At 54.9% G+C, this 4,824-nt stretch carries 5 protein-coding genes; all 5 read left to right on the top strand.

The window, feature by feature from the left end:
- Positions 1 to 490 (top strand): sugar ABC transporter permease (locus tag H5U36_08915; protein ID MBC7218237.1); only part of this gene is annotated, 490 nt, incomplete at its 5' end.
- Positions 491 to 499: 9 nt separating this feature from the next.
- The gene (locus H5U36_08920; protein MBC7218238.1) at positions 500 to 1,327 is read left to right on the top strand and encodes a carbohydrate ABC transporter permease; all 828 of its coding nucleotides are present in this window, start codon (positions 500 to 502) and stop codon (positions 1,325 to 1,327) included.
- Between the two features lie 4 nt (positions 1,328 to 1,331).
- Complete coding sequence (locus tag H5U36_08925) at positions 1,332 to 2,429, top strand: ABC transporter ATP-binding protein (protein MBC7218239.1); 1,098 nt, start codon at positions 1,332 to 1,334, stop codon at positions 2,427 to 2,429.
- Between the two features lie 9 nt (positions 2,430 to 2,438).
- Positions 2,439 to 3,539, top strand: a complete 1,101-nt coding sequence (locus H5U36_08930; GenBank protein MBC7218240.1) for an ABC transporter ATP-binding protein — start codon at positions 2,439 to 2,441, stop codon at positions 3,537 to 3,539.
- A gap of 62 nt (positions 3,540 to 3,601) precedes the next feature.
- A partial coding sequence (locus tag H5U36_08935; GenBank protein ID MBC7218241.1) for a sugar ABC transporter substrate-binding protein occupies positions 3,602 to 4,824 on the top strand: 1,223 nt, incomplete at its 3' end.

Below are 4,824 nucleotides of genomic sequence, written 5' to 3' on the forward strand. Positions count from 1 at the left end.
CGAGAGGCTTGGGTTCAAAGCCGTGGACTGGTTGACCGACCCTCGCTTTGCCATCTGGGGCATCATCATTACCGATGTATGGCAGTGGACACCCTTTGTGGTGCTCCTTGTCCTTGCTGGTCTTGGAACCATTCCCCAGGAACTCCAGGAGGCAGCGATTCTTGACCGGGCCAGTCCCTGGATGCGGTTCAAAAACATTTACCTTCCGTACCTTCGTATGCCTATCCTCCTTGCCGTCCTTTTCCGTTCCATCGATACCCTGAAAATGTTCGATGTTCCCTATATTCTCACCGGTGGGGGACCAGGGGATCTGACGACCACCCTTTCACTTCTGGGGTACCGGAACCTCTTCTCCTTCTTCAAGGTTGGGGTGGCCTCGGCTATCTCCTGGTTTGTGGTCATCATCGTGAATGTTCTTGTGAACATTCTTCTCAAGATTCTGAGTCCCCGGAGGAAGATTCCCCGGGAGATGGTGGATACCGGGCTGTGAGGGATGAGGATGCGTGAGGAGACGAAATCCCTGATACGGCGGATTGTGTTCCTTGTCGTTGCTCTGGGCATTACAGGGGCGTTCATGTTCCCTCTTTTGTGGGTTGTGCTCTCCTCTTTGAAGACCCGTCTTGAAATCTTTGCCCTTCCCCCGAAGTGGATTTTCCCCCCGACGCTCCAGAACTACAGGGATATTCTCCACTCCGACTTCATGTACCACCTCAGAAACAGCCTCCTTGTTGCGGTGATTTCAACCGGAGTTTCCCTGGTTTTCGGAAGTCTCACAGCTTACGGTTTTTCCCGTTACCCCATTCGGGGAAGCGATAACATTCTCTTCTGGATTCTCTCACTGCGCATGCTCCCACCAATTGCGGTGGTGATTCCCTTTTACCTTCTCTTTCGTTCTCTTGGGCTTCTGGACACAACCCTTGCCCTTGTCCTTGTGTACTGCATCTTCAACATCTCTTTCTCCATCTGGGTCCTGAAGGGATTTTTCGACGAAATTCCCATTGAGCTTGAAGAGGCGGCAAAGCTCGACGGTTACTCGCCGGCACAGGTCTTCTGGCGGGTGAGTCTTCCTCTTGTTCGGCCGGGTCTTGCCACAACGGCCATTTTCTGCCTCATTCAGTCTCTCAACGAGTTCCTCGTGGCCCTTACCCTGACGACCCGAAAGGCGGTGACGGCCCCTGTTGGTCTTGCCAAGCTCCAGACCTTTCTTGGAACGGACTGGGGGAGGATTTCTGCGGCGGCGGTGATTTTCATGATTCCGGTGGTGGTGTTCACGATTTTTGTGCGGAATGAGCTCATCCGGGGCATGAGTTTCGGAAGGATGCGATAGTGCCATGGCCACCCTTGTCCTTGAGAAGCTCAACCTCTGGTACGGAAAGCACACCCACGCGGTGCGGGATGTGGACCTTGTGGTGGAGGACGGAGAGCTCTGCGTTTTCCTCGGTCCATCGGGGTGCGGGAAGACCTCGACCCTGCGGATGATTGCCGGATTCGTGAAGCCGACTTCGGGGAAAATTTACCTTGATGGAGAGGTCATCAACGACCTGTACCCGGGGGATCGGAACGTGGCCATGATTTTCCAGAATTACGCTCTCTATCCCCATCTCACCGTGCGGGAACAACTCGCTTTTCCTCTCAAGGCCAAGCGCATTCCTCGCCAGGAAATCGCAAAACGTGTGGAGGAGGTTGCCCACTTCCTGCACCTTGAAGAGTTCCTCGACCGCTATCCCCAGGAGCTCTCCGCAGGGCAGAGGCAGCGGGTGGCCATTGGACGGGCGCTCATTCGAAAGCCAAAGCTTTTCCTCATGGATGAACCTTTGAGCCAGCTCGATGCCCGGCTCCGGGTGGAGATGCGGGCGAATTTGCGCAAACTCCAGCAGGAGCTCAAGATTACGACAATCTACGTGACTCATGATCAGACCGAAGCCCAGGGCCTGGCGGATAAAATCATGGTCATGCACCAGGGACGGGTGCAGCAAGTTGGGAAACCCATCGAAATTTACGAGAATCCTGTGAACCTCTTCGTGGCCGGGTTTGTGGGGATGCCGGCGATGAATTTCCTTCGAGGGGTTCTTGTGCAGGGGGAGGAGCTCGAGTTTCGGGGGAATGGCGTGCGCATTCCTCTTTCGCAGGGACTGAAAGAGAAAACTCTTTCTCTCCTCCAGCGGGAAATCATTCTCGGTGTGCGTCCGGAACACCTTGCCCTTTCTCGGGGGGAGAAGGTGAACGTCATTCGGGGTGAGGTCTACGTTGTGGAACCCCAGAGCAACGAGTACATCGTGGATCTGAGGGTTGGAGGGGAGATTGTGAAAGCCAGACTCGAGAAACGGGAGTTTCCATCACCCCCGAGACCCGATGAGACTGTGGAGGTCGTTTTTGAGGACCGTCACCTCTACATTTTCGACCCTGTAACGGAGAAGCGGCTTCTGTGAGGGAGAGGTATGTCGGAGATTCGTCTTGAGGGCGTTCGGGTCCGGTATGGGAAAAATGTGGTTCTCAAAGATGTGAGTTTCACCGTGCCCTCCGGGTCGCTTTGCGTCATCACCGGACCTTCAGGATGCGGTAAGACAACGGTCCTCAGGGTCATTGCCGGTCTCACGAGGCCCGAAAGGGGCATGGTGTACCTTGACGGGAAGCCGGCCCTCCACATTTCCCCTGGGGAACGGGATGTGGCCATGTGCTTCCAAACCTTTGCCCTGTACCCTCATATGACTGTTCGGGAGAACTGGATGTTCCCCCTCTACGCAGAGAAGCTCTCGCCTCAGGAGATGGCAAAACGAATTGAAGAAGTAACCCGCCTCCTCCACATGGAGTTCCTCCTTGACCGGTATCCGGGGCAGCTCTCCGGTGGCCAGCAGCAGCGAGTTGCTCTCGGCAGAGCTCTGGTGCGTCGACCGAAAATCTACCTCCTTGATGAACCCCTGGGGAATCTCGATGCCAAACTCCGGGTGGAAATGCGGGCCGAGATTCGGAAGATTCAGAAAACCCTGGGCATCACAACCGTCTACGTTACTCACGACCAGACCGAGGCTCAGGCAGTGGCGGATACCATGGTGGTTATGGATTTCGGAGAAGTGAAGCAGGTGGGTACTCCTGAGGAGGTGTACGAGCGCCCGGCGAATCTCTTCGTTGCGGGTTTCATCGGCACACCCCGAATGAATTTCTTCCCCCTTGAGATTCGTGAAGAGAGGGGCGAGATTGCCCTTGTCTCTTCGGCCTTCTCGCTTCCGGTTGGTCCTGAATGGGCTCATTTCCTCAGGGACTGGGGAAAGAGGAGAGTGATTCTTGGTATCCGTCCGGAAAATGTTTCTCTTTCTTCTTCTCAGGACCGTGCCTTCCCTGCCACCCTTGAAGTCATTGAGCCCCAGAGTAACGAGTACATTTTCACCCTTTCGGCCCATGATGTGAGTTTCAAAGCGCGGCTTCGTCGGAATGTTCTACCCTTTGAGCCCTATCCGGGTCAAAGGGTGTGGGTGCGCCTTGAGGAGGCTTTCTGGCATCTTTTCGATCCTGAAAGCGAAAAACGCCTCGAGAGGGGGTGATGGAAAACCCAAAGAAACCTTCTTTTTGAGAACTCTAATCCATTTGAGAGGAGGAGAGGAGGATGAAGAGGTTACTTCTTGTGGTTTCTGTGGTGCTTCTTGTGGGGTGCAGTGTGGTTTTCGCAGAAGAGGTAACCCTGCGTATCCTGAGTCTTCCCTGGCCGCAGACGCCGGTTGAGCAGCGACTGGCGAACGAAATCTTCACCCAGAAAACGGGTATCAAAGTCATCATCGAGAGCCCTCCGTACCAGTTCGTGGAGTACAAGATTCGGGAAATCATTGACAGCAAGAGCGATGAGTACGATCTCTTCGAATACGACAGCCAGTGGATTGGCGAGATGGTTCTTGCCGGAGGACTGGAGCGTCTCGACACCCCTGAGTACCTTCTCTCGCCGGAGAGCACCATAAACTTCGAGAAAGATTTCATCCAGGGATTTGCTACCTACATCGGTAAGTTCCCCACCTTAGGTGACGATGCCCTCCTTCCAGGGGATGCGTGGAAGCAGTATGCCGATACTCCCCTCTACGGTCTTCCCTGGACATGTGGAGGACTCATCTTCAGCTACCGCAAGGATTTGTACCAGGAGGCAGGTATTCCCGGACCTCCCGATACCTGGGATGAGATGCTCGAGTACGCCAAAAAACTCACCGTGGACATCGATGGAGATGGGAAAATTGACCGCTACGGCATTGCCTGGTATGCGACGCGTCTCAGCGATGGTATCACCCAGCAGTGGCTTCCCTTCCATTTCTCCTTCGGCGCAGAACTCTGGGACCCCAAGACCTGGACGGCTCAGGGGGTCATCAACTCTGACAAGGCGGTAGAGGCCCTCCAGTTCTTCGTGGACTTCAATCTGAAGCACAAGGTGGTCGATCCGGCGACGGCGAACTGGTTCGTGGACGAGATCATGAACGCTGCGACCCAGGACAAGTGTGCCATGTGGTTCACCTGGGTGAGCTTTGCCAATGTTGCCGATAATCCTGCGCTCTCGAAAACTGCTGGGAAATGGGGCTACACCGTCATGCCCGGGTACCGGGATCCGGAAACAGGGCAGATTCGGCGAGCTTCCACCTTTGGTTCCCAGGGCATCGGCATCAATGCTTTCTCAAAGCACAAGAAGGAAGCCTGGATGTACCTCCAGTGGCTGAAGTCCTATGAAATCGAGAAGATGCTCGTTGATGATCCAACCGCCGGATACGCCAGTGCCCGTACCGATCTCCTTGACTACCAGAAGCAGTTTGAGCCGAAGTGGGCTTCCATCCGCACAATCATCGAGGGCATTGC

The organism is Candidatus Caldatribacterium sp. (assembly GCA_014359405.1).
Taxonomy (GTDB): Bacteria; Atribacterota; Atribacteria; order Atribacterales; family Caldatribacteriaceae; genus Caldatribacterium; species Caldatribacterium oleiphilum.

Bases quoted from the DNA above. Each gene is read 5' to 3' on its own strand.
- H5U36_08920 (MBC7218238.1), top strand. From the start codon at position 500: ATGCGTGAGGAGACGAAATCCCTGATACGGCGGATTGTGTTCCTTGTC.
- H5U36_08925 (MBC7218239.1), top strand. From the start codon at position 1,332: ATGGCCACCCTTGTCCTTGAGAAGCTCAACCTCTGGTACGGAAAGCAC.
- H5U36_08930 (MBC7218240.1), top strand. From the start codon at position 2,439: ATGTCGGAGATTCGTCTTGAGGGCGTTCGGGTCCGGTATGGGAAAAAT.